Origin of the sequence: Chitinophaga sp. OAE865 (assembly GCF_040546735.1) — a bacterium.
Classification (GTDB): domain Bacteria; phylum Bacteroidota; class Bacteroidia; order Chitinophagales; family Chitinophagaceae; genus Chitinophaga; species Chitinophaga polysaccharea_A.
In genome coordinates, this window is record NZ_JBEPOF010000001.1 from 4,269,240 (window position 1) to 4,293,612 (window position 24,373).

At 45.0% G+C, this 24,373-nt stretch carries 16 protein-coding genes; 7 read left to right on the forward strand and 9 right to left on the reverse strand.

What is annotated here, in order from left to right:
- Nucleotides 1-11: 11 nt before the first annotated feature.
- On the reverse strand, nucleotides 12-1,550 hold the full coding sequence (locus ABIE50_RS17300; RefSeq protein WP_209857558.1) for an FG-GAP-like repeat-containing protein: 1,539 nt from the start codon (nucleotides 1,548-1,550) through the stop codon (nucleotides 12-14).
- 443 nt (nucleotides 1,551-1,993) lie between these two features.
- On the opposite strand from ABIE50_RS17300, the gene ABIE50_RS17305 reads away from it, so the two are divergent.
- Nucleotides 1,994-2,665 carry a glycoside hydrolase family 18 protein gene (locus tag ABIE50_RS17305; protein ID WP_354028053.1) on the forward strand — a complete coding sequence of 224 codons (672 nt, stop codon included), beginning with the start codon at nucleotides 1,994-1,996 and terminating at the stop codon, nucleotides 2,663-2,665.
- A 124-nt stretch (nucleotides 2,666-2,789) separates the two neighbouring features.
- Nucleotides 2,790-3,143: a hypothetical protein gene (locus tag ABIE50_RS17310; protein WP_354028054.1), complete on the forward strand. Its 354-nt coding sequence runs from the start codon at nucleotides 2,790-2,792 to the stop codon at nucleotides 3,141-3,143.
- 623 nt (nucleotides 3,144-3,766) lie between these two features.
- On the opposite strand, the gene ABIE50_RS17315 is transcribed toward ABIE50_RS17310, so the two are convergent.
- Nucleotides 3,767-4,015, reverse strand: a complete 249-nt coding sequence (locus ABIE50_RS17315) for a hypothetical protein (RefSeq protein WP_209857560.1) — start codon at nucleotides 4,013-4,015, stop codon at nucleotides 3,767-3,769.
- Nucleotides 4,016-4,335: 320 nt separating this feature from the next.
- Between ABIE50_RS17315 and ABIE50_RS17320 the strand changes: the two genes are divergently transcribed.
- A complete protein-coding gene (locus ABIE50_RS17320) occupies nucleotides 4,336-5,514 on the forward strand; it encodes an HlyD family secretion protein (RefSeq protein ID WP_209857561.1) in 1,179 nt (392 codons plus the stop codon).
- A 17-nt stretch (nucleotides 5,515-5,531) separates the two neighbouring features.
- Nucleotides 5,532-7,715 (forward strand): peptidase domain-containing ABC transporter, encoded by a 2,184-nt coding sequence (locus tag ABIE50_RS17325; RefSeq protein ID WP_209857562.1) that lies wholly within the window; start codon nucleotides 5,532-5,534, stop codon nucleotides 7,713-7,715.
- Nucleotides 7,716-7,876: 161 nt separating this feature from the next.
- Here the strand turns inward: ABIE50_RS17325 and ABIE50_RS17330 are convergent, their stop codons facing one another.
- The 7 genes from ABIE50_RS17330 to ABIE50_RS17360 form a co-directional block, all read right to left on the reverse strand.
- The gene (locus ABIE50_RS17330) at nucleotides 7,877-9,127 is read right to left on the reverse strand and encodes a thioredoxin family protein (RefSeq protein WP_209857563.1); all 1,251 of its coding nucleotides are present in this window, start codon (nucleotides 9,125-9,127) and stop codon (nucleotides 7,877-7,879) included.
- A 44-nt stretch (nucleotides 9,128-9,171) separates the two neighbouring features.
- Nucleotides 9,172-10,698, reverse strand: a complete 1,527-nt coding sequence (locus ABIE50_RS17335) for a PKD-like family lipoprotein (RefSeq protein ID WP_209857564.1) — start codon at nucleotides 10,696-10,698, stop codon at nucleotides 9,172-9,174.
- Between the two features lie 31 nt (nucleotides 10,699-10,729).
- The gene (locus tag ABIE50_RS17340; protein WP_209857565.1) at nucleotides 10,730-11,494 is read right to left on the reverse strand and encodes a DUF4843 domain-containing protein; all 765 of its coding nucleotides are present in this window, start codon (nucleotides 11,492-11,494) and stop codon (nucleotides 10,730-10,732) included.
- Between the two features lie 29 nt (nucleotides 11,495-11,523).
- On the reverse strand, nucleotides 11,524-12,984 hold the full coding sequence (locus ABIE50_RS17345; RefSeq protein ID WP_209857566.1) for a RagB/SusD family nutrient uptake outer membrane protein: 1,461 nt from the start codon (nucleotides 12,982-12,984) through the stop codon (nucleotides 11,524-11,526).
- Between the two features lie 21 nt (nucleotides 12,985-13,005).
- Nucleotides 13,006-16,470, reverse strand: a complete 3,465-nt coding sequence (locus ABIE50_RS17350; RefSeq protein WP_209857567.1) for a SusC/RagA family TonB-linked outer membrane protein — start codon at nucleotides 16,468-16,470, stop codon at nucleotides 13,006-13,008.
- Between the two features lie 241 nt (nucleotides 16,471-16,711).
- A complete protein-coding gene (locus tag ABIE50_RS17355) occupies nucleotides 16,712-17,881 on the reverse strand; it encodes a FecR family protein (RefSeq protein WP_209857568.1) in 1,170 nt (389 codons plus the stop codon).
- Nucleotides 17,882-18,084: 203 nt separating this feature from the next.
- Nucleotides 18,085-18,684, reverse strand: coding sequence for an RNA polymerase sigma factor (locus ABIE50_RS17360; RefSeq protein WP_209857569.1), 600 nt, complete (start codon nucleotides 18,682-18,684; stop codon nucleotides 18,085-18,087).
- Between the two features lie 171 nt (nucleotides 18,685-18,855).
- Here ABIE50_RS17360 and ABIE50_RS17365 point away from each other — a divergent pair, with 171 nt between their 5' ends.
- From ABIE50_RS17365 to ABIE50_RS17375, 3 genes are all read left to right on the forward strand, one after another.
- Nucleotides 18,856-19,458: an RNA polymerase sigma-70 factor gene (locus ABIE50_RS17365; RefSeq protein WP_209857570.1), complete on the forward strand. Its 603-nt coding sequence runs from the start codon at nucleotides 18,856-18,858 to the stop codon at nucleotides 19,456-19,458.
- Between the two features lie 186 nt (nucleotides 19,459-19,644).
- Nucleotides 19,645-20,838 carry a FecR family protein gene (locus ABIE50_RS17370; protein WP_209857571.1) on the forward strand — a complete coding sequence of 398 codons (1,194 nt, stop codon included), beginning with the start codon at nucleotides 19,645-19,647 and terminating at the stop codon, nucleotides 20,836-20,838.
- A gap of 207 nt (nucleotides 20,839-21,045) precedes the next feature.
- Entirely contained in the window at nucleotides 21,046-24,363 is a 3,318-nt protein-coding gene (locus ABIE50_RS17375) for a TonB-dependent receptor (protein ID WP_209857572.1), read from the forward strand.
- The last annotated feature ends 10 nt before the right edge of the window (nucleotides 24,364-24,373 follow it).

Consider the following 24,373-nt stretch of genomic DNA (forward strand, 5'->3'; position numbering starts at 1 on the left):
AAACCTGACAATTATTCTACAGCCAGCCCTATGGTTTTAATGTGATATCCGGACGAGCTTAAATGGACCCAGTAAAAACCTGTCGTTAGTTTACTGATGTCCATTGTTATAAGATTGCTTACACTATGACGTTCACGTATCATCTCCTGTCCAAGCGCATTGATAATGCTCACCAGTATATCCCCGGATCTTTTTACAGGAGAACTAAAAGAAATATGTATTACCGACTTCGCCGGATTAGGGTATAGAGATATCTTTTCGATTTTGCTCACATCCTGTTTTGATATTGAAACGGTATCAACTAGCGGCAGGCTTTCCTTCGGATGAAGATTTTTTAAAACAAGAAAGTTGTCACTATAAGAATTGGATACCATTAAATTCAACTGTTTGGTTTTTCCCATCTCCTTCATGTAAACATGTTGTGGAGCACTGCCAACAGGTATTTCCCTGATCTTTTCAAATGATACATTATGTAGGGAAGAATAGTTTTTCAGAATAACGGTATTATTATCCTTCTCACTGCTTACGGCTATCTCCGGCATGCCGTCGTTATCAAGATCACCTGCCGCCAATGAGCTGGGGCTTTTAACTGATATCTCCATTTTAGCATCTGCAAAGTGAGCCTGACTGTTGGGAGAGGATGTATTCATGTAAATTGACAACGAATTGTCAAATAAATTTGTGACGGCGATATCCGGCATTTTGTCGCCATCCAGGTCTTCCACCAGACAATCTACAGGTCCGCTTCCCGTATTTAATTTATCAACCTGTGTAAAAGATATCTGCCCCGGCAATGAAGTAGAATTCTGCAGAACAAACAAGCTGTTTTTATCATAATCGGAAATAATCAAGTCCGGTCTTTTATCACCATTTATATCTTTTACAACAAAGTAATTAGGGCGTATCCCCAAATCACGGCTGGATCTTGAAAAGTTCACCATACCCTTATCGGTGGAGTTGCCTAAAAATGTTAAAGATTTCTTTTCAAAATCAGCTACAATAAGATCTGTCTTCTTGTCGCCGTCGAGGTCTGCTGTTGCAATGTAATAGGCAGATCCGTTCGTTTCTATACTATGTTTTTTTTTGAATTTTATTGACCCTGGTGTGGACCTGTTCAGAAAAATGCCAACAATACTATTGTAACCCTTTTTATTTGATAAGGTGATAATATCCTCCTTTGAATCGCCATCCATGTCACCAATACAAAAAGAAAGTACCCTTCCATCCAGCGATATACTGTCTTTCATTGTCCAGGATTGTCCGTCGTTTGCCGGAATTCCCTCCCAGACGTAAATCTTCTTTTGCTTAGGGCTGGAAACAATTATTTCATCTTTTGTATCATTGTCCAGATCTGCTGAAACAAGTTTTCCCGGCGAGCTATTGGGCCATCTGTAAGTAGTAGCATCAAAAGAAAATTGATTTGATTGACCCTGCAATATGTGCGGTATGTTTAGCAGAAAAGCAATACATATACCTGTGAGCACATTACTTCGTAAGGGACGTAAGTTTATATTCATGAAGTTCTGATTTAAACGGGTATAGCGTTTCATTGGTGGGCTTTTATAAGTCTGCGTTGAAATATATTTCACTGTTTCCAATTCATAATGGATCTCAGCACACACGAGATACATGTGCTGTAATGTTATACCCTGGGGGAAGAAAGAGTTTACATTAAGTTAATATTGGCCCCGGCGCTGAAAAGGCTTGTATGCATCAACTTGCCGGCCTTTTAATTATGTTTAGAAGCGTTACTACGTTTAGTGGCCTGTTGGCTTGTCAGCGCCATTATTACAGCTATTAAACTTGTTTAACAAATTAAACCTCCCGTTTGAATACACATTAATTGCGCTATTTTTAACTGTTAAATAGTTTTCTTTTCCGGCCGGTTTATAAAACTAGTTCCATCATCAAGGTCAATAAGTAATGGTATACACGTTATTTATAAGTAATTCAATTGATGGAGCACCAGATTCATTTAATAAACCTATCAATTATGAACTACATTCCAAGAGTCGGCTTATCCTTATTCATGCTTGCATTTGGCTCAATTTTGATGCAGGCCTGTACAACTAAAAATGACCTGAAAATAGAAAACGAAATCAAGGCGACGCTAAAGGTGAAAGATAGCACGTACCAACAGGTTGGTTATATGAAAGTGAACACAGCGCGCATTACAGATATTGATAAGTTTCGGTTCGAGTTGTCAGCAGAGGAGTCAAAACGGTATGTCCCGGAGCGTTTTTTTGATATTGCCATTGTCTTCGAGTCGGCAAAAATATTGCCTGCTAAGTCGCCCAAGCTCAGAGGAGAGACCAATCCCGGTGCAGGAGACTATGTGCTCGCATATAAAGAATGGGCAGCTTCCAAAGCATTTTCACCCTCGGCGGCATCCATAAACAGGGCAGACTTATATACATCAGACGGAAAACAAATCGATGATCCGATGCAGAGAAATAATGATCCGGGACGCTATTCGCTTAGCATGAATGAGGAACTGAAATCGGATATATTGGCACTTAAGAAAACCGGGAGAATGGTATTGATGGACATAATGCCAGACCATGAAGATGCGGGATGGGAAAGTTTCAACACGCAAGAGCAGGCGAAGAAATTTGCGTTACAGATTAACGACGCTATTAATAAATTATGGTTGGGATGGTATTGATATAGATGAGGAATATGCAGCCTACAACAATGGACCATATATCGGTTCGATCAGCAGGGTGCTCTACGAATTGAAGAAAATTTGGAAACAGGAAGACAGTAGGCACCCAGGCAAAAAATTGATTATGGCGAAAGCCTTGTTCGCAGATTATGGTGACTTTTCTACACCCGTTAATATTGACGGAAATGAGGTGAGGTTAACAGACCTACTGACCTATGGGTGGGAAATGTCTTACGGCTCATCACTCAGTTATAGACTAACCAATTATTTAAACACGTTTAAAATGCAGAAATATCAACTGGGCCTGGGCGTTGATTTTAATATTAACTCAACAACGAGTGCTGTTACTACCGCCAAATACGTAAAGAATAATAATTTGAAATTTATGATGTATTACGACGTCAAGGTAGGTGATAGTTCCAAATATCAGGCGGTATCGGATGTTTTTTATACACGCAGGCTGCAGGTAGTTCAATAGGGGAGCGCCCCGCAATTAGGCTACGTTAGTGCGTCCTGGTTAGTTTGAGCAGCAGGGGGATCAGTTTTCCTTGCTGCTCAAACGATTTATTGAGAAGTGAATTGGCGGACTAGCAATATCTTTTGTCAATAGTGAGATCAACACCGCTATGCGATTAAAAACTGGTCTTGAAAAATGCTTTTGGCCAGATCAGCATTGACAAAGCCGGAAGCAATAATACCAAAATACCTATCGATTGCTGGTTAAAGTAGTTCAGCAGTTTAGGGTTGATTTCGCCTGATATAGAAGGAATATCGGGAAATACGGCTGGCGGGTTTAGTTTGCGCCAAAAGATGTATTTGCCCAAAGGGATATGTTTCCGTGACGATGGATTCTTATCGTCGGAAAAAGTCATGCGGAGGCATATGACCGTCAGGTTGAAGTTCGTATTTGTGTGGTGGAGCGGGAGCCGTATCCGGGAAAACTTTTTCGGGAAAGAATGCGGGAGTGAGTTGGAAGGGTATATGGTTATGCCGGCGCTTTAGGAACGGCCATGAAATTTGATTCTAATATAGTGTGTTGTGCTATTAAAAAAACAATGGTTTTTTTATTTCCCTTTAATAACACAACACGCTGTAACTACATTATTTCCCACATATGATGGCGGGCAGGAGCTGGCCTGGAGGATAATCGAGGACTTTAGCAAAAGCCTTAGTTGCCCACACTGTTGCTTCCGCAGCTTCCGCTGGATCATTATTTGTGATGGCGGATGCCAGTTTTGTTACGTATTCAATGCCAACTGACAGCGTATCGGCTATAATACCCCCTCCATTAACATTAATAAGTTCATCCTGGGAAAGCTCAAGGAATTGATAAGATTGTAATGATTTCATAAAAACATGATTTAGTTGAAAAAAAGTGACTATGATATTTGATTATTAAAACCTGCACGTTTAATTATGCAAACAGCTAACCGTTATCTGATCCGTTCCGGTAGCCGCTTATACTGCTATCAGAACGGGTAGTGTGAAAATTTATAGTACGCTTAAGATCATTACTATCACTAATTTAACTTTTCCCGGGCAAACCACACCTGAATTGCCTGTTCGTTTTGTTCATTTTGATAATCCTGGTTCATTTTATACATTTTTCATCAACCAGCTACTCCTGAACGCTAATTGGCTATATTGGAAAAGACCATTTAATCCCGTTTATGAAGCCCGTTCTTTTTCCGGCCGCTATCATGCAGCGTTCCATATTTACCTGGCTGCCCAGGGTGCGCGTTCATACCCAGGTTATTTACATCACCGTATTGTTAGCTGTCCTGTGCATAATGGCCGCTTTGCCATTCATCAAAGTAGATATTGCTGTTGCCGCTAGTGGAATTGTGCGCCCGGTTACTGAAAAAACAGAGTTGCGATGTATGGTGGCCGGTACCATAGAAGAGATACTGGTGAGTGATGGCGCCAGCGTACAAAAGGGGCAGGTGCTCCTGCGGTTGCAGGAAGATATCAGCAACGCCAAACTGACGCAGAATAATTTCGAATTAACCCAGCGGGAAATCCAGATAAAGGATCTCCAAACGCTGGTGGCCGGCGGCAGCAGGCTGCAATCTTCACTGTACCAGCAGCAATATGCCCGGTTCATGGCCTCCCTGCAGGAACAGGCCGCCACCATGGAAAAGCTTAAGCTCGACCTGGAGATGTATGATAAGCTTTTCAAAGACAAGGTTATCGCCAGAAAGGAATACCTCGACCGGAAATATGAATACGAAAAAAGCAAAGCAGCTTATACATCTGCCATACAACAACAGCGTAGTACCTGGGCTACTGACCTGAACCAAATGCGGCTGGAAGACAACCGCCTGCGCGCCGATAACCGGCAGCTCACCAAAGAAAAAGAGTGGAACCTTATTAAAGCGCCCGTGAGCGGCACCCTGCAGCAATTTACCGGGAAGTATGCCGGAGGCTACGTGCAAACCGGAGATCTGCTTGGCGTTATTTCCCCCGACTCAAATATGATCGCCGAATGTTATGTTTCCCCCCGGGATATTGGTTACCTTAAAAAAGGAATGCCGGCCAGGTTCCAGGTGGATGCCTTCAATTATAACGAATGGGGAATGGTAAAAGGTGAAATACTGTCTGTCGATAACGACTTTGTACTCATCGATAATCAACCTGTATTCAAGGTACGATGCCAATTTGCCGGTACCACGCTGCGCACTGCCAGTGGAGTGAGCGCATCCTTACGAAAGGGAATGACCTTACAGGCCAGGTTCATCCTCACGAAGCGCAGCCTGTACCAGCTGTTGTACGACAAAACGGACGACTGGATCAATCCCAACAACCGAAAGCGCCCTGCTACTGCAGGCGTAAATGCAATCAAACACTGATCTTTTACCACGGATACATGAATAACCATCAATCTGCCCGGCTCAAACGCGGGGCGAAGATCAAACAACACGACATTACCGACTGTGGTGCTGCCTGCCTGGCTTCCGTAGCGGCCTGGCATAAACTGCGGATTCCACTGGCGCTGATCCGGCAGTATGCCGGCACCGATAAGAAAGGGACAAATGTAATGGGGATAATCACCGCCGCCCAGCAACTGGGGTTCCAGGCTAAAGGGGTGAAAGGCCCGTTTGAAGCGCTGGAGAGTGTTCCCAAGCCCGCAATAGCCCATGTAGTGGTGAATGGGATGCTGCAGCATTTTGTAGTCATCTGCCAGGTGACGGCTAAACAGGTAGTAGTGATGGACCCGATCGATGGCCAGTATCACAGGCTTACCCACGAGGCATTTAAGGCGATGTGGACTAACGTGCTGGTGCTGATGCTCCCCGGAGATGAGTTTCAGTCAGGCAACAGGAAAGTATCGCACCTGCAGCGTTTCTGGTACCTGATGCGCCCGCACCGCGCGGTGGTGATACAGGCTGTTTTTGGAGCGATGATTTATACGGTACTCGGACTGTCTACATCTATCTATGTACAAAAAATTGTAGATAATGTGTTGGTAGACGGGAACAGGAATTTGCTGAATATGCTCAGCGTAGCTATGCTGATTATCCTCGTACTGCAATTGGTCATCGGCAACCTGAAAAGTATTTTTATCTTCAAAACTGGCCAGCAGCTGGATGCCCGGTTGATACTCGGCTATTATAAACACCTGCTGCTGTTGCCTCAGCAGTTTTTCGATACGATGCGGGTAGGGGAAATCACTTCGCGCATCAACGATGCCATCAAGATCCGCGCCTTTATTAACGATGTATCCATTTCGTTGGTAGTGAACAGCTTCATTGTGGTATTTGCCCTTGGGTTGATGTTCAGTTACAACTGGAAGCTGTCGCTGATCATGCTGCTCATCATTCCGCTGTTTCTCATTATTTATGCGGTGAGCAACAGGATTAACAAGAAGTACCAGCGCCGGCTGATGGAAGAAAGCGCAGAACTGGGCAGCCAGCTGGTGGAGTCGCTGAACAGCGTGGCTACGATCAAGCGTTTTGCATTGGAAGAATACGCCAATATGAAAACGGAAAACCGTTTTATACGGGTGTTGCAAACCACCTTTCATTCGTCGATGGCTAACCTGTATATCAGCAGCTTTGCGGGTATTATCACTAATTTTTTTGTGATCATCATCCTGTGGACGGGCTCCGGCTATGTGCTGGACCAACAGCTAAGTGCGGGGTCGTTATTGTCGTTCTATGCGTTAATCAACTACTTTACAGGGCCTGCTGCCAGTTTAATTGGCGCAAACAAAAGCGTGCAGGATGCGCTTATTGCGGCCGACCGCCTTTTTGAAATCATGGACCTGCAACAGGAAGATACCACCAATAAAATAGACCTCTCCCCACAGCATAGCGGAGATATTACTTTCAACAATATTACATTCAGCTATGGTACCCGGAAAGAAGTGTTCCGGCAGTTTAGTATGCATATCCCGAGAGGATGCATTACTGCCATTGTAGGACAGAGCGGTTCCGGTAAATCTACGCTGATGGCGCTGTTGCAGCACATCTATCCGGTGAAGGAAGGGAATATCACTGTCGGGCAAACGGATATCCGGTACATACATCCTGAAAGCCTGCGGCGTTGGGTAGGGGTAGTACCGCAACACATCGACCTTTTTCACGGAAGCGTGGCCTCCAATATTGCAGTCGGTGAATTTGAGCCGGATATGCAGCGTGTGCTCGAAGTAGCCAGGTGGCTGGGTATTACCAGCTTCATTGAACAGCTGCCAGATGGTTTCAATACGTTGCTGGGGGAGCACGGCGCTAACCTTTCCGGAGGTCAGCGGCAGCGGCTGGCTATTGCCCGGGCGCTTTACCGCGATCCGCAGGTACTGATCATGGATGAGGCCACATCGTCGCTGGATCCTATATCTGATCATATGGTACAGGAAGTAATGCAGCAGCTGCGCGATGCCGGAAAGACAGTGATTGTGATTGCACACCGGCTAAGCACCGTGGTGAATGCAGATAAGATCATTGTATTGGAAAATGGATTGTTGGCAGAAGAAGGAACGCATTTCCAGTTGATGGAGAAGGATAGGGTGTATGCGAAACTATGGAGCCATCACCAGGGGATGATGGGGTAGGGGAACGTGTGCCTGGGTTTTTCTGACAAAAAATAAAACAGGTTGTAAGTTACCAACTTACAACCTGTTTTATTTTTTGTCAGTTCCATTTTCTCGCCATCAGCGTAGTTATACTGCCAATTTAAAATCCAACGGAGAAAGAGACTAACAGTATTCATTAATTAATGGGATTGCCAGATGTTCTCATCTTTTTTCATTTGGGCAATAATTGATTCGAATTGTTTCCTATTCTCACTTGGAACAGAATCTGCCGCCTTTTCCATCCAGGTAATAGCAGCTTGTTTTTCCCCCAGCTTATACAACAGGGCTGAATAAGCGCTGATGACGCCCGCATCAGGAACTTTTGCCGTATCCATGATGGCTTTGCACCAGCCAAGCGTTGTACGGAGCGTGGTACTGTCGTTGTACATACTGGAAATATTCCAGGCGATCCAGCTTAGCTGGCTAGGATCGATAGAGGCTGTATGCTTGTCCCGGTAGTTTTGTGCTACCCTGAAGAACTTCTCTTTCTGTTGAGCCGCTGCCTGAAGTTTCAGTTCAGCATAAGGTTCCTCTACATGTATGTTGGGATATTTACTACGATAAATAGCTTCCAGTGAGTCGAGATCTATAGACCTGTTTTGGGATAAGAAGGACATCGTTTCACTGAGAATGGCTTCGCCAAGTTTCCTGGTGGCAACACCTTGCCCCAGTATTTCATCTACCCGGGCAGTATTGTTTAAAAACAACCCGAAGCCCTTATCCTGCGTATTGGAAATGTTTTCGGCGATCAGTGTTAAGTTGTCTTTTGTATACGGGTCTTTTATATTGGGATAATACTGGTTAAATGCTTTGGCCGCTACCTTGGTAAATCCTGCCTGTTGAGCTATCCTGATAAATTTCATCAGGAATGCAGGTGATTTTTCGCCGGCTTCATACTTTTTGAGCAGGGTATAGTACTGCCCATCCGGTGTCAGGGCACTGCGTCCAGCAGCAATAAATTCTTTTACCGGCAGGTAACCTTCTATGCGATGTACCAGCTGGCCATCAGGGGCAAATATCAGGCAGGTAGGGTAGCCGCCTAGAGGATATTCTTCCTGAATTTGTTTCGCATCGTTATACCAGCTTTTTACATAGTCGTTGTCTTTATCCGGGTTCTGATCAAATTGTACGCTTACCGGGATAAAATTGGCATTGAAGAATTCCCCTGCCTGCTCATTTTCAAATACATCTTCTTCCATTTTCCTGCACCAGCCACACCAGGTGGTTTGACAGTCCATCAGGATGTACTTATGTTCTTTCCGGGCTTTTTCTTTGAGGGCCTTCCACGACAATTTATTGTCGAAATGAATGCCTTCCGCCATTGCATTGGTCATCAGGAAACAGGAGAACAGCAGCGCCAGGATTGCTTTTATTCTTTTACGATAGCTCATGTCACTAAATTTATTTAACGTGTTATTGAATAGATTTACCAGTATTACTTATAGGCTACATCCACAATCTTCCCGGTGTTCGGAATGGATTTTACCAGGCTCACGGTGCCATCTACTTTTGGCGTGGTGTAGAGATCCAGTGTGCCGGACTTTTTATCTGCTTCATTGTAGGTACATACTACTATATTGCTGAAGCTATTGTTGAAGATATCCAGGTTATCGTTGAAAATTTTAAGTACTGTGATCTTATTATTTCCATAGTCATGGATTAACTGTGCCTGCCTGCTGCTCATGTTGTATTCGTATAGCTTTCCTCCGGCACAGTAGAAAATAAATCCGAAAATATTATCGACGGCAAATAACCCGGCGTCGTGGATGTCCGGCGCTGTTATCTCCCTATAATAGCTTTGGATACCATCTTTAGAAAAGCGGGCCAGGTTAATTTTTGACGTACTATCCAGGATCGCAAATACTTCTCCCCCATTAAATGTGCTCACATATTGCATGTAACGCAGCTGCTGTTTCGTAGAGAAATTAAATAAAGTGCCCTGGGGCAGTTCCAGGCAGTAGGCTTGCAGAGGCGTGCGCAGGAAGGTCCTGGTATCTTCATTAAATACAATGGCGCCTCTGAAATCCGGTTCAACGGTATACGGTGCAACAAACTTTGATGCCCTGAATGGAACATCGTTCAGGTAATTACAGGCCTGGAAAGGCAAGCTATAATATTCGTCGATATAATAAAGGCTGCCGTTATTTTGCAGGTAGTGCTGGTATCCATCGGAGGCGAATGTAGCTGAGGAAAAATCAGGAGGGATTGGTAACCCCGCAATATAGTTCGCCAGGTTATACCTGGGATTTTTATATTCGAGGGTATCCGATCCCAGGATGGCAAAGTGTTGAGAGGTGCCAATGAACGGATAGCGGCCGGACTGAGGTTTGAAACGGGTTTGAAGATCAACGGCAATAAACCTGGGCTGACCGGTGATGGGGAAGGTGGAACCAACACTGGCCAGTATATCCGGTACAAGAGTGTCGTTGTACACAGAGGAGATCATGCCCAGGCGGGTATTCCCATTTTCAGGATCACATAATAACAGCCAGCCTTTGGCACTGGTGCTGCCCAAAACTATTTTAAAGTAGGTATCCTTAAACAGGCCTGTTGCCTTATCGGTTACCCGAAAGAAGGCAGTGTACGCTCCAAACAGGTTGTGACGCATCTGCGCATTGGTAATGGTGCGGACCATGCTGTCTTTGGGAATATCAAGCGTGGGGCTCGTGGATAAGGGCACCAGGCTTGGATAATCAGAGGCGATGCCTATTCCCTGGTTTAGCTGCCAGCTATAGGTATATCGGGAAGTGTCGATAGGCTTGCCATCGGGGGTAGTGATAACAGGTGCAATGCGAAAAGATTGTTTAATAACGTCTACCACATACAGGGTATCTACGCCTTTCACCACTACCGGGTCGTTAACAGCGTGATAAGTATAGTTGCCTTTATCCTTGAGGCAGGAAGCAAGCATGATATACAGGATGAAAATACAGGAGATCAGCTTATGTTCGTGATGTCTCATGAGCATCTATATTTGAATTTGACAGAATGATTTATCGTACATCGGGCCCCATGGCCATTAGGCTGCCATCCCTTTCCCGGATAATATTGCCGGCAGCAGCCTGCTGATTTAAGTACTGTTGCATTTTTGTGGCGATCTCTTTAAAGTACGTTTTGCTGAGCTTTCCGATATCGTCTGTTAATGATAGCCCATTCACTTTTAACAGGACCAGGTATTTCTGCTGTGAATAAGCTCCCAGGAAATTGATATAATCTTTCCAATAGTCTGGTTCCGGTATGATATCATCGATAGTGATTTTGAAGGAAACAGCATTTAACATGATGTTGTTGTAAATAGACTCCTTTTGTTCTGTTATCAATGTGTCAAAGAAGGTATTGGGCATCAACTTTAAAACAAGGGTAGCGGGTTTGTCAAGTAGCGCGGCCGACCTATGTACTTTTACATAAAAGGTTGCGCTGATACTGTCGCGGGGAATAATCAATTTGCTATTGTCGGGTAATGTATAATCCCTTCCTGCTACAGCATCTGAGGAGTCCTGGTTCACAGCCAGTATGAAAGGCCTGTCTGCCGACGAAGTATCCCCGGTTATTTTAACGGTCAGGGGGATGGAGTCTTCCGTCACATCAGGCTGGTTGCCAAATGAATAATCCTTCGCATTATAATATATGAAATAGAAGTTCCGCATCATGTTATTGTCAAAGTAGATATCCGCTTTGGTATTGTATGCGATGAAGGATGTCTTTTTGCATGACATGAATAGGAGCACAGGTAACGCAAGGAGCAATAATTGTTTCATATCAGTATCTTTTGAAAATAAAGTAAGTTTTATCGGTATTGTGTTTCACTAAGCGGAAGTGGCAGTACATATTTACTTTTATCCATAGTGATGGAACTACTACCGGACGAACCACTAAGGATAGTGGCAAAATTCTTCCGCTTATAATAAAAGAACAGTTGTCCTTCTCCAAAGAATTCCTTCCTGTATTCCTTGGTGATCTCATCTGAAATATTGGCGCCGGCATCGATAGGAATAATCAGGCCGCGGTTTGCTCTCACGGTATTCAGGTATGATCTGTCGCCGGAACATTCGGCCGCGATATAGTACAACTCAGACAGCCGGATGAGGGGTTGAATGGTTTTACTGGAAGAGGAGGGACTGGTGGTAGTGGTGACAGGGGCAAACTTTATAAAGGTTTTAAAATTGTAGTTTGCTTTCTGATCAATGGTCCAGGAGCTTCTTAAACGGTAGTCATTATCCTGGTTTTCAAAAATAGCGGCCAGGTTGGCAGACAACGGGGCCAATAAAGTAGCTTTGGCCACAGTGTTGGAAGTCTGTAAATTAGATGCAGCAAAATATTTCTGGTGCATCGCATCCCGCCGGGTATTTTCCAGGCCAAAGATAATTTCTGAAGAAAATATCCGGTTGGGATCTTTGATGCCGGGGCGGGAATCACTTTCAGGCGTCCACGGAAAGATGCTGCCGCTAATGGTTATCACATCCAATGCGTTTTTTAACGCGTTCGCTTTGTCGCCCCGGTACAGATATACCCTGGCCAGCAGGCTTTTAACAGCATAATAGTTCATCCGCCTGTTTCTTGCCCTGAAAAAGTTCCCGGAAACATCTGTATTATCGAAAGGTTGAATGCCGTATTGTATAATGGGATCTTTTGCCAATAGTGATGCCGCCATGCCAAGGTCGTTGACCAGGCTGTCCATGAATTGCCTGGCGGGTATCAGCGGGCTAAGCCTGGTAGCGGGCTGGGTTGGATAAGGCGCCGTTTCCGAAGAAGAGTCGACGGCATATACAGGGCCAAACAGCCGAAGCATATCAAACAATACAAACGCCCGCAGACCATATGCTTCACCCAGCAACAATGCTTTTTCGTCCGGGCTGATGATATTTTCTGTGGCTCCCCCCGTACCTTTTATAAATTCATTGATATTAAGGATGTTGGTATAGGCGTTGCCCCAGATAGCGGATATATCCGACTGTAAAAACGATCCGTCCAGAAATTGATAATTGCCGGACGACGCAAACCTGTTCAATCCGGGCGTATTATAGTACTGCGCAAGCACATCTACGGTGCTAACTGTTAAAGATCCTCCATATAAATTATCTGATACCAGGTTGATGTAAATACCATTTAACGCTTTCTCGATAGACGATTTTGAAGTAAATACCTGGATATCTATCAGCCTGTCATTGGGTTGTACATCCAGGTATTTGTTGCAGGCCAACAGGCTTATACTTACGATTGCCAGCAGCCCTTTGATAATCTTATTCATTTTGTCAGGTGTTTGTAGGTGTTAGAAGAACAAGCTCATACTAAATGAGAAACTTTTTGCAAAAGGGTAATCCGTTCCTCTTTCGCGCGTCACGTTGGATATCATAAAAATATCATTCAAATAACCATTGATGCGTAGTGTTTTTGCCCTTATCTTACTGATCCATGGGTGTTGGGCAGCTAAAAATTCATACCCTGCAGAAATTGATTCTCCTGATAGAAAATTTTCTGTTTGTATAAACCGTGAGGAGGGAGGGGAGTAGGTGCTGGTAACGTTGGGATCGGAGAGGTTGATATTTTTAAAAAACACAATATCGCCCGGTTGCCGCCACCGGTCGTACAAGGCTCTTTTGTCCTGGTTATAGATCAATTGCGGAAAGCCGATGTTTTCTACTTTGTTGAATATTGCCGTGTTAAAGTTCGATTGGCCTATGCTATAGCGGAGAAATATTCCCATGGAAAATCCTTTGATGTTCAGCATGGAGCTGATCACTCCCTGTACTTTGGGAATGGCAGAACCTACTGCTACTTCATCGTCTGAATTATAATAAAAGGTGTGTGTGCCGTCTTTTTTTAACAGGATCTCATTCCCGGAGGCGGGATCAATTCCTAATGAACGTACGGCCCATATATCATCGGGACTGTATCCATCCATGTACCGTTTCAGGTAATTGGGAATATCCTTGAGTGCCTTTTCATCATTGAATTTATTCCTGGCTAACTCATTTTCCTTCGCCATCATCGATGCGAAGTTCGAATACCGGCTCTTGTCGATGCTGCCGGTCACGCCCAGCGTCCATTGAATGTCTTTATCCGGTTGGAGGATGGGAGAGTATTTAAGTATTAGCTCCAACCCTTTCACCGTAAGCTTTCCTGCATTAAGCGCATAATTGGGAACCCCGGTGGACGCTGCGGCGGAAGCGGGAACAATTAAAGGATTGGTAAGTTTCTGGTAGGCATTCACGGTGGCGATAAAGCGGTTGTTCCAGGTAATCAGGTCTATGCCGGCGCTGATTTGCTGGGTTCTTTGCCAGGCGAGGTTGGGTGTACCAAGTTGATTCAGGAACAGGCCTGTACCGAAACTGGTAGATGTATTGCTATAACCATATACCGAAGAGGAAACAAACGAACCCAGCTGCTGATTACCATTAGTACCTATGTTACCTCTTAACCGCAATAATGTGAGCCAGTCAGCATCTTTAAGAAAATTTTCCCTGCTGACCGTCCAACCAAGACCGAGGCCCCAGAAAGACGTATATTTTTCTGCAGAACCAAAAACGGTGGAGCCATCTATCGTGTAAGTAGCATCTACAAAGTATTTGTTGGCAAAAACATAATTCACGCTTGCCAGCGAGCTCACCTTGCGTGATTTTACCTCTGAATAGCTAGGCTTGCTGTTTATAGCATAGCCATAGGCAAAGGCAGGATTGGGGGCTACGCCATCCGGAAAGCCCACGGCCTGCAGGCCGATAGTCGTGCTATTGCTTTCGGTTAATGCTGCCCGCACGTTACCGGTGAGACTATGTTTTCTATTGAACACTTTCTGGTAAGTGATCATGGCATTGCCGTTGTATCCCCAGGTGCTCTGTTGCCCGTAATTGTAAGTTCCTTTTTCATTGATATCAACGCCATCGAAGGCGGTGTTGGCAGATGGCACGAAAACAGTAGTACTGCCAACGCTTTTATTCAGCTGGATCCCGGATGTAAACCGCCAGTCAGGGCTAATGTTCCATACTAAGGACAAATTATCCAGGACGTTGAAATAAGAGCTTGCATTTTCCGGGTTTAATGATGCGTTGTAAATTGGGTTGGGTGTTTGGTATTGGGTCAGGAATTGGAAATTATCACCTGCGGTAAACGATTCCAGGTATTTGCCGGTAAACAGCTGCCCTTTGTCATCGAATTTCCGGTAGTAAGGGGCTATATCTACATAGTCTGAAAAGCTGCCATAGGGCGACTCCGATGCTTTGCTGCCTTCAATGTACGTACGGTTAGTAAAGTTCAGCTTCTTCTTCCGGTAAGTTAAATCAACAGATCCCCCCCAGGTGCTTTTGCCGGATCCTTTCATCACACCCGGCGTACTTCTGTAACTGAGGGTAACGTCATACTGGAACTCATTACTCCCACCATTTATACCGAGCACATGCCCTGTGGAAAACGCATTGCGTAAGGGAACATTCAGCCAGTAAGAGTTCTCACCTCCCAGTACTGCTTTTAAACGGTTGTTGTATAAAGTGTCGAGGATGAGTTGGGATGCTTGCCGTTCGTCCGAGTTATAGTAACCAGACAGCCTTTGAAACTCCAGTAATTCTGCCGCGTTCATGATGTTATACCCGCCCAGCGCAGGCATTTCTGCCCTGAAATCGGTAGTGTAATTGACCTGTAAACTGCCAGGTTGCGGGCGTTTGGTTTCTACTACCACTACGCCATTGGCAGCATTTGATCCGTACAAGGCAGTAGAGGCAGCATCTTTCAGGATAGTGATGGATGCGATCCGGTTAATGTCGAGGTTTACAATTTGCTGTAAACTGCTTTCCATACCGTTTAATATAAATAAAGGTTGATTGGGATTTGTGCTGAACTGGTTTTTAATAGCGTTGGAAGTAGTAACTGAAACAGAAGTGGTACCCCTCAACTGGATCTCCGGCAACCGGTTGGGATTGGAACCCAAACTATTATTTGGCATAATAATGAAAGAGGGATCCAGCGTTTTTAAACTCTCGAGCACATTCCCATTCCCGATCTGTTTAAGTTCTTTCCCGGTGAATGTAGCCACCGCGCCGGTGAAGCTTTCTTTTTTCCGTGTCAGGATCCCTGCATTCACTATAACTTCTTCCAATTTCTTTTCCGATGGTTTTAAGCGGATGACCACATGGCTTGTGCGTCCTAGCTGTGATGTTTGTGGCTGGAAGCCAATATAAGTCACCTCCATTATATCGCCTTCTGCAGCGTTGATGATGACAGTTCCATCGCTGTTGGTAATTTTTGATATCCTGTTTTCTTTGATACTCACCGAGGCGCCTGCCAGTGGCTTCCCGGCAGAATCGATGACCAATACTTTGAGCGGGTACGCGCCGGGTACCGCCCTTGATTGATCCGCATTATCTGACCCGTGGCTGGCCTGTTTCCCGGAAAGGAAAATAGTTTTTCCTTTGATGGTATATTCCAGCGGCTGGTCCTTAAATACTGCATCCAGCAACTGCAGCAATGGCATATTGACCGCACGTACTGCTACCGGTTTGGCATCGGCCAGGAAATGTTCCTTATAAAGAAAGGCGTAGCCGGTCTGTTTTTCTATAAGCGACAACACGGCTTCCAGGGGCATTGTTTTGCCCGGCAGGGTGACGGTTTGCGCCATTGATGGGGTAGAAACGGTAAAGGCAATAATGATCAATAAATAAATTTTCCACTTTTGGGTGCACATGACACGCGGAATGAGTACAAACAGGCCTTGGGCAGGCAAATTGCCACAAGCTTTCTTTTCCATAATTTTCGAAAATTTTGGTTGTCAAAAAATCGCTGGCGGCTATACATTTTTACTCAATGATAGCCGGATAGGATATTATTCCCCGGGATTGGTTTATGGTTGGTTGGTTTTAATGACTGGGTTTAAATATTACTGACTCTTATATGATTGATTGGTATATTTATTTATTAGTTTGCTGATATCCGGTGCTCATTGCATTCTTTCCCGGATAGTTATAAATATTCCGATAGAACGGGGTACATCAGGGCAGTATAATCAGCCGATGTCCTTCTAACCTGAAGTGGATGCCCAGTTTTTCCAGCCCCGCCAGCAGATCGTTTAATGGAACATCCCTGGTTAGCTTCCCACTGAAAGCGACATCGGGCACACCTTTTTCATATACCACTTCAATATCATACCAGCGCTCCAGCTGCCGCATCGCTTCTTCCAGTTTAACCCCATCGAAATAAAAAATGCCGTTTTTCCACGCTATTACATGGTTAACATCTATATCTTTTTTAACCCGGATGCCCTGGTCCACTTCTGCCTGCTCCCCGGGATGAAGTATCATTCTTTCATTGTCCTTTACCACCCGTACCGCACCTTCCAGCAATGTTGCCTTCAGGGGGCCTTCATTGCTGTAGCTATTGATATTAAAGCTGGTACCCAATACCTCTACCGCCACATTGTTGTTTATATTCACCCTGAATGGCGCCGTCGCCTTTTTTACTTCGAAATAAGCTTCCCCGGCGAGGGTAACGCTTCGTTCCCGGTTAGAGAATATTGTAGGATAGTGGATAGAACTGGCAGCATTGAGCCAGACTTCCGTTCCATCCGGCAATGTAACGTGGTACTGGCGCCCCTTCGGGGTGGATATTGTGTTGTAGCTTACTTCCCCGCTATTTGCTTCATATACCAATCCGCCATTGATCACCCTGGCCGTGGCGCCTCCCTGCAAGGCCAGGGTACCATTTTGAATAGTGTCCAGCAGCAGGGCGGTACCGTTAGATAAGGTAAGAATGGCGCCCGTTCTGCCGGGAGCAATATTTCCCTGCCCGGAGGCTACAATTGTTTTCACTTTGGTGCTTTCATGGCTCCGCCAGAAATAAATCCCGGTGCTGACAATAAGAATAATCGCCGCCGCATACCGGGCCCAGGGATAACTCCCCCGGGAGGCAATCGACCGGACATTATCCATGGGGAGGTCCCGGGATATAGCAAGCACCTTGTCTGCCAATTCATGCTGCGGATCAATAGCAGCCAACTCCTCTCCATTGGCAGGGTAACGCTCCATCAGGCCCGCCAGCGCATCATGAAAGGGGCCATCTACCCCCGCCTCGCGGATGACCGATGATAATTCTTCCAGCTCAGACGAAGTAGCTGTATCCAATCTGAGCTGTTCCAGTAAGTATATGATCCGTTGTTCCTGCATAGCAAACTTTTATATGGTGAATGCATTCCCACATATAATGAACCCTGAAAGCACATTTAGGTACCCATCGCTAAAAAAAAAATAATAATTCATCCAATCAGTAGCAGGAGCGGGCTTTAAAGCCATTGTGCCGGTATAATTCCGTATACCTTTCCTGTGAGGGGGGCCGGGGGCAGCATTAAATACAATTGACTAAAAATTAATTATATCAGGAACATGGGCAGATATTTACCGGCTTTCGTCAACCGATGCCGAATGGTATGAAGGGCCAATATCAGGGTTTTCTTTACATAGTTTTCTGAAAGGCCCAACTGGGTGGCTATTTCAGGGATTCTCAGCCCGTTATTCCGGCTCAGCCGGAAGATTTCTCTTTGCCTGGGGCTCAGGGTAGCTACGGCCGATTCAATAAGCCTGCGGGTTTCACGGTAAGAAATCTCCATTTCAGTATCATCGGTAAAGTCGTCGGTATACTGTTGCTGTAACGCGTCTATCAGGCGTTTTTCCAGTCCGTTCTTCCTAAAGTAACGCAGGCATTCGTTGGATACGAGCTTCAGCAACCAGGCGCGGGGATGTTCTATTTCCGGTAGTTTGCTGCGACTTATCCACAACCGGAACATCGATTCCTGGACAATTTCGCGGACGGCTTCCTGCGATTTCGTTAATTTATATATATAGCCAAATAACACCGGTTTCAGGGTCGCATATAATTGCCGGAATGCCGCTTCATCTCCGGATGCAATAAGATTAAAAAGTTCCTTCTCAGTATATGAATGATGATGGGCCAATAAACAGAGGTTAAGCATTAGGTACACATGATTGGGCGGATGAAAATAATGTTTTTTCAGGAAAGAAGAAAATAAATACTATTTGAACGTAGTATGGCGGGGAGCATTAGGATTATGGGAGCCCACCCCACAGCAGATATTTCTCGTTTTTAATGTTTATGTTTATATTCGAAATGTATTCCACGCGCGATGACCACTAACCAACTAAGAAATTTAACTGAAGAGGAGCTGTTAGAAAGGTTGCTGAAAGGTGACACTTATGCCTTTGATTGTATTTTCAATAAATTTTATGGTGCGTTATGCTTATTTGCCACCCGGTTAACCTCGGATAAATTTACAGCCGAGGAAATTGTCCAGGATATTTTTTGTAAGCTGTGGAGTAAGCATAGCGATTTTCACAGTCTGAATGCAATTAAAGCCTTCCTCTATATAAGTACCCGGAATGCCTCCATGAACGCTTTAAAAAAACAAAGCCGTAAAATGAAGCACGACCAGGCATTTGCTTTTTTTAAAGAAGGATCTGAAGAGCCGTTTATCAACGAAATAATATACATCGAAGCCCTTCGCGAAATTTCAACTGAAATCAATGCCTTACCGGATCAGTGTGGGAAAATTATCAGGATGATCTTTGAAGACGGGCTGCAGCCTAAGGAAATAGCGGATAAACTTGATATTGCCATCAGTACGGTGTATAATCAGAAAATGCGCGGGCTTTCCATTTTAAGAAAGCGCCTTTCGGATAAAGGCTTTGCTGTTTTAACAGCTGTGATTGTATCTATATATTTCAGGTAAAGGGGCAGGCGCCCCGGGGCCTTTTGCCAGTATAGCCGGGTTGTTCTCGTCATTAACCATGCCATTTCACCTCTACATAACATTTGCCGTTTCAGCTGTGGTATCATCTGCTAAAATTTTTTTTCAGATCTTTTAGAGGAAATGCGGGAGTAGGTTGTTTCTACTGTATAACACTAATTAATAGCCATGTCCGATCAACAATTATATGATCCGTTTCATATAAGCAGCCTGTTAGCCCGAAGGCTTTATGGCACCCTTACAGTTGCAGAGGAAGCTGAACTGGAAGTATGGTTGAATAAAAGCACAGACAACAGGGAGATCCTGGAAAAGCTTTTGAGCGAAAGCATCCGGAAGGAGGAGATGGAGCATCTGAATGAATTTGACGAGGAAGCTGCCTTAAAGAACGTTTGGGCCAGGATAGGGCGTCCTGAAAGCCCGGGCAGAAGCACATTGAGGAGTTATATGATAAAGATGGCCACAGCAGCGGCTGTAGTAATAATGCTGTCTGTTGGTTTCTGGATATTTAAAGTTAAATCGCCGGTAAAACGATTGTCATATAAGGTAGAAAAAACGGAGATCTCTCCGGGCGCCAACAAAGCTATGTTGATCCTGTCTAATGGTACTAAAATAGATCTCCAGGCGGCTAAAAGCGGGAATATCGCCTACCAGGGAGGTGCCGTTGTGAACAAGCAGGCAGAGGGGAAAATAGACTACCGGGGCGCTGCTCAACCGGGTACAACAGATGCCTTCAACACCCTGGCTGTTCCCAAAGGCGGGCAATATGAACTGACGCTTCCCGATGGCACCCGCGTATGGTTAAACGCAGCCTCGTCATTAACATATCCGGTGGCATTTACCGGGAAAGAGCGTGTAGTCACGCTAAACGGGGAGGCCTATTTCGAGGTGGCTAAAAATCCCGGTAAACCATTTCTTGTAGATGTGGGTGGTAAGCAAACAGTGGAAGTATTAGGGACACATTTTGATATCAAAGCGTATAATGACGATCCCGATATCAGGACCACCTTACTGGAAGGCTCGGTAAAGATAAACGCTAAAAACAGCCACACCATTATAAAACCAGGTCAGATGGCTGTTAATAATCTGAAAACGCCTTTGATTGTGAGGAATGCAGACCTGGACGAAGTAATGGGCTGGAAAAACGGGCTGTTTGTATTTAATGATGAGCGTATTGAAGACGTGTTAAGAGCGGTGGCAAGATGGTACGATGTAGAGGTGGAATACCAGGCGGATGTTAGTCAGAAGAAATTAAGAGGCGTTGTGTCTAAATACAAAAGCATCAGGGAACTGCTTGATAATATAGCAATTACATCGGGGATCCATTATAAAATAGAAGGAAGGCGCGTCATCCTTATAAATTAATCTTACTAAACAAATTTTCCGGAAAAAGACCAGGGGCGGTTGCAACACCCCTGGTGAAACACAGCTGTGGGAGCTGTATACCAGGTAATCATTATAATCGCTGTTATCAACCAATTATTTAATTAACCTTAGATCCAAATGTATAAAATTTATACTGCATTTGAATGCGGACGTCCGTTCCGTGTTCAGGCTAAACTATTGAGCGTTATGAAACTGTCTTTCTTTATCTGCCTTATCGCCTTTATGCAGGTAAGTGCATCCACAAAAGCTCAGAGAATTAACTTAAATAAAAAGAACGCGCCATTATGGGAGACGTTAAATGATATTCGCCGGCAAACGGGTTACAGTATTCTATGCGATCCTGATATTTTAAGCGCAGCAAAGCCTGTTACCGTTAGAATAAAAGACGCCTCGCTGGAAGCTGCCTTAAAACTATGTTTTAATAACCAGCCGTTTAATTATGTGATCAATCAGAAAACCATATTAATTACACCGGTGAAATTGCCGGCCCCGGTGACCAGTCAGCCTGCCAGCGCTATCAGGATAACCGGGAAGGTAACAGATGAACAGGGCAGTTTGCCCGGGGCAAGTATCAAGTTAAAAGATTCCAATATAGGTGCGATATCGGACGCGAAAGGCAACTATGCCGTTAATGTTCCGGATAGCAAAGGGACGCTTATTTTTTCAAGCGTAGGTTATTTAACACAGGAAGTGCCTATCGAAGGGCGTACTACAATTGATGTTCAGCTAAAGGCGGAGTCAAAAGGATTAAACCAGATAGTAGTGATTGGTTATGGCACGGTCCGTAAAAAAGATCTCACCGGCTCGGTTTCCTCTATAGGATCAACAGAAATAAAGTCGCAACCCATCAACTCCTTTAACCAGGCGCTGCAAGGTAAAGTATCGGGTGTACAAATTACACAGGCATCCAACTCACCGGGTGGCGGGATAACAATCCGTGTGCGTGGAGGCAACTCTATTTCCGCCAGCAATGATCCTTTATATGTTGTGGACGGTTTCCCGGTTTCTGTGCCCGCTGCGGCAAACGGGGCAAGTGGAAGCGGCGCCGGTTATGCTAACCCGCTGTCGACTATTAACCCGAATGATATTGAGTCGATAGAAGTTTTGAAAGATGCTTCCGCTACGGCAATATATGGTTCAAGAGGAGCAAACGGCGTGGTGCTGGTAACTACCAGGCGGGGGAAATCAGGACACCCGACTGTTGAATTTGAAAGCTATGCGGGTGCGCAGGAGGTTGTAAAACAACTGAAACTGGGAAATGCGATGGATCACCTGAACCTGAAGAATGAGCAGCTTGCCAATCTTGGTTTTGCACAAAGGTTTGGGAACCCCAACGGGCCTTATCCTAAACCCGTTGCTTCCTATGGTGAAGGCACCGACTGGCAGAAAGAGATCTACAGGACTGCGCCTATGCAGAGTTACCAGTTGTCAATCAGCGGGGGTACCGACAAAGTCCGCTATCTGGTAAGTGGAAACTATCTCGATCAGGATGGGATCATCATTAATAATAACTTTAAACGTTATGCGGCAAGGATTAATCTGGATGCCACTTTGAGCGAGCGTATCAGGATAGGTTCCAATTTTACCGCATCGCGCACCGTCAATAACGGGGTTTCTGAAGGCCTTGCCGCAGGCCCGGTATATGAGGCGCTGACCATCTCTCCGGCCAGCCCTGTTTACGCGCCAGATGGAAGCTACCAATTACTTAATTTAGGCCCGGGCACAGGCTTTGCAAGCACCCCCAACCCCGTTGCCATGCTGAAAACTTCCACCAATCTGCTTTCTACGGATAGGGTGCTGGGTAATGTATTCGGAGATTTCAGCATCGCAGAAGGGCTGAAGGCGCATATCAGTTTTGGCGCGGATATCCAGAATTCATTCAGGAATGTATTCTTTACGCCCCAAACTCTTGCAGGAAGCGGGCGGAATGGCTATGGCAGTAACGGTACCACCGAAAATATCAATACCTTAAATGAAAACACCCTTACCTATACAAAGAAAATAAATAAGGACAATGCCTTTGATGTACTGGCCGGTGTAACTTTTCAAAGCAACAGGATGCAGCGGACCTACCAGGAAGCGGAGAATTTTCCCAACTATGTTTTGGGAGCCAATAACCTGTCGGCAGCCAATACACTGGATATCACCAGCAGCAGTTTAGAGAAATGGGGACTAAACTCATATCTGGCCAGGATAAATTACCGCTTTAAGGATCGCTACCTGTTTACGGTGAGCGCCCGTGTGGATGGCTCATCACGTTTTGGCATTAATAATAAGTATGGATTTTTCCCATCCGGCGCATTTGCGTGGCGGGTATCCGACGAAAATTTCTTAAAGAACAGCCGGGTCATCAGCGATCTGAAACTGAGGGTTAGTTATGGCATTACCGGTAATGATGGCATCGGTCTTTATAATTCCCTCCCTCAATACACTATCGGAAAAACGGTCTTTAACGATGTGGAGGTGCTGACCAATCAACTTTCACGTATCGAAAGCCCTGATCTGAAATGGGAGAAAACTGCCCAGCTGGATATTGGCTTTGATGCTGGCTTTTGGGGCAACCGGCTTACTGTTGTGGGCGATTATTACGTAAAAAACACCAGCGGTCTGCTGCTGTATGTGGACCTGCCGGCAACTACAGGCGCTACCAGTGTATTGCGCAATATCGGCAGCGTACAGAACAAAGGTTTTGAACTTGCCATTACCTCGGTAAATATCGATAAGGGCGGAAACGGGTTTAAATGGACCACGGCCGGCAATGTTTCCTATAACGAAAACAAAGTAGTATCACTTGCCAATGGCGTGGATCATTATTTTTCCGGGCTAACCATTATAGAGGTGGGAAAGCCCCTTGGCTCATTCTATGGTAATGTATTTGATGGTATATGGCAAACAAAAGAACAGATTGCTGCGGCAGGCCCGTTAGCACAGGCGGGCAGTTTACCCGGTGCATACCGCTGGAAGGATATAAACGGTGATGGCGTATACAATGAGTCGGGCGATCGCAAAGTATTGGGTAATGGTCTTCCTAAATTTATTTTCGGTCTTACCAACAATTTCTCTTACAAAGGATTTGACTTTTCCTTTTTCCTGCAGGGCGTACAGGGCAATAAGATCTATAACAATTTCACCACCTTGATCGATGCACAATATAACCACCTGAAATCATATTATGTAAACCACTGGACAGCCACGAACCCCAGCAACTCGGTAGGAGCTATACGCCAATGGGTTTTACCCGCAGTTTCTGATTTTGCAATAGAAGACGGCTCATTTTTACGGTTAAAAACTGTTACGCTGGGTTACCAGTTACCGGGTTTTACAAAAGTCATAAGGAGGGCCCGCGTTTACGTCAGTGCACAAAACCTGCTTACGTTCACTAATTATACAGGCTATGATCCTGAGGTCAACGGCGATTTTAACAGTAATACCCAATATGGGGTAGATAATTTCAATTACCCGCCGTCAAGGATCTATACGCTTGGTTTGTCTATTACTTTATAATTAAATCCTG

Excerpts from the sequence above, each read along its gene's own strand:
- ABIE50_RS17355 (WP_209857568.1), bottom strand. The coding sequence starts at position 17,881 with ATGCAGGAACAACGGATCATATACTTACTGGAACAGCTCAGATTGGAT.
- ABIE50_RS17315 (WP_209857560.1), bottom strand. The coding sequence starts at position 4,015 with ATGAAATCATTACAATCTTATCAATTCCTTGAGCTTTCCCAGGATGAA.
- ABIE50_RS17350 (WP_209857567.1), bottom strand. The coding sequence starts at position 16,470 with ATGGAAAAGAAAGCTTGTGGCAATTTGCCTGCCCAAGGCCTGTTTGTA.
- ABIE50_RS17345 (WP_209857566.1), bottom strand. The coding sequence starts at position 12,984 with ATGAATAAGATTATCAAAGGGCTGCTGGCAATCGTAAGTATAAGCCTG.
- ABIE50_RS17310 (WP_354028054.1), top strand. The coding sequence starts at position 2,790 with ATGGCGAAAGCCTTGTTCGCAGATTATGGTGACTTTTCTACACCCGTT.
- ABIE50_RS17375 (WP_209857572.1), top strand. The coding sequence starts at position 21,046 with ATGAAACTGTCTTTCTTTATCTGCCTTATCGCCTTTATGCAGGTAAGT.
- ABIE50_RS17365 (WP_209857570.1), top strand. The coding sequence starts at position 18,856 with ATGACCACTAACCAACTAAGAAATTTAACTGAAGAGGAGCTGTTAGAA.
- ABIE50_RS17320 (WP_209857561.1), top strand. The coding sequence starts at position 4,336 with ATGAAGCCCGTTCTTTTTCCGGCCGCTATCATGCAGCGTTCCATATTT.
- ABIE50_RS17370 (WP_209857571.1), top strand. The coding sequence starts at position 19,645 with ATGTCCGATCAACAATTATATGATCCGTTTCATATAAGCAGCCTGTTA.
- ABIE50_RS17335 (WP_209857564.1), bottom strand. The coding sequence starts at position 10,698 with ATGAGACATCACGAACATAAGCTGATCTCCTGTATTTTCATCCTGTAT.
- ABIE50_RS17330 (WP_209857563.1), bottom strand. The coding sequence starts at position 9,127 with ATGAGCTATCGTAAAAGAATAAAAGCAATCCTGGCGCTGCTGTTCTCC.
- ABIE50_RS17340 (WP_209857565.1), bottom strand. The coding sequence starts at position 11,494 with ATGAAACAATTATTGCTCCTTGCGTTACCTGTGCTCCTATTCATGTCA.
- ABIE50_RS17325 (WP_209857562.1), top strand. The coding sequence starts at position 5,532 with ATGAATAACCATCAATCTGCCCGGCTCAAACGCGGGGCGAAGATCAAA.
- ABIE50_RS17300 (WP_209857558.1), bottom strand. The coding sequence starts at position 1,550 with ATGAAACGCTATACCCGTTTAAATCAGAACTTCATGAATATAAACTTA.
- ABIE50_RS17305 (WP_354028053.1), top strand. The coding sequence starts at position 1,994 with ATGAACTACATTCCAAGAGTCGGCTTATCCTTATTCATGCTTGCATTT.
- ABIE50_RS17360 (WP_209857569.1), bottom strand. The coding sequence starts at position 18,684 with ATGCTTAACCTCTGTTTATTGGCCCATCATCATTCATATACTGAGAAG.